The 897-nt window shown below is 60.8% G+C and carries 1 protein-coding gene; it reads left to right on the forward strand.

Annotation, left to right across the window (positions count from 1 at the left end):
• Positions 1-204 precede the first annotated feature (204 nt).
• A partial coding sequence (locus EOA60_RS35045; RefSeq protein ID WP_128312733.1) for an ATP-binding cassette domain-containing protein occupies positions 205-897 on the forward strand: 693 nt, incomplete at its 3' end.

The raw sequence follows: 897 nt of genomic DNA on the forward strand, positions 1-897 counted from the left end.
CCTATACCATAGGGCAGCGTGGGACCCCACCCTGCGTCGCCTGGAGATCCGATTTTCGGGACAAGGACCGGCATTCGGATTGGCACTCGTCACTATTCGCGTAATCGATTACCTTGTCAACAAGATTGGCTTTTTATCTATAAGATACCGACTTGCCCTTGCCGTTGGCAATGGCTAGCTTCACCGAAAAAGATAGGGGAGACAATGGCTCAAGTCGCGATCGCCAATGTGGCCAAGGCTTTCGGAACCGTCAAGGTTCTACACGAGGTCAGCGTCGACATCGCCGACGGCCAATTCGTCGTCCTGGTCGGCCCTTCGGGCTGCGGCAAGTCCACGCTTTTGCGAATGGTGGCGGGGCTGGAAACGGTTTCCGGCGGAACGATTTCGATCGGCGACCGCATCGTCAACAACCTGCCGCCGGCCAAGCGCGACATCGCCATGGTGTTCCAGAACTACGCGCTCTATCCGCATAAGACGGTGGAGCAGAACATGGCTTTCGCGCTGAAGCTGCGCGGCACCGATCCGGCCATCGTCGCCGAGCGGGTGAAGCGTGCGGCCGACATCCTCGACCTCAATCCCTATCTCAAGCGCTATCCGCGCCAGCTTTCCGGCGGCCAGCGCCAGCGCGTCGCCATGGGCCGCGCGATCGTGCGCAACCCGCAGGTGTTTCTGTTCGACGAGCCGCTCTCAAACCTCGATGCCAAGCTGCGCGTGCAGATGCGCACCGAGATCAAGGAACTGCATCAGCGGCTGAAGACCACCACCATCTACGTCACACACGACCAGATCGAGGCCATGACCATGGCCGACAAGATCGTGGTGATGCGCGACGGCCGCATCGAGCAGATCGGCGCGCCGCTGCAACTGTTCGACCGGCCGGCCAACCTGTTCGTCGCG

Source organism: Mesorhizobium sp. M1A.F.Ca.IN.020.06.1.1 (assembly GCF_004023265.1).
GTDB lineage: Bacteria > Pseudomonadota > Alphaproteobacteria > Rhizobiales > Rhizobiaceae > Mesorhizobium.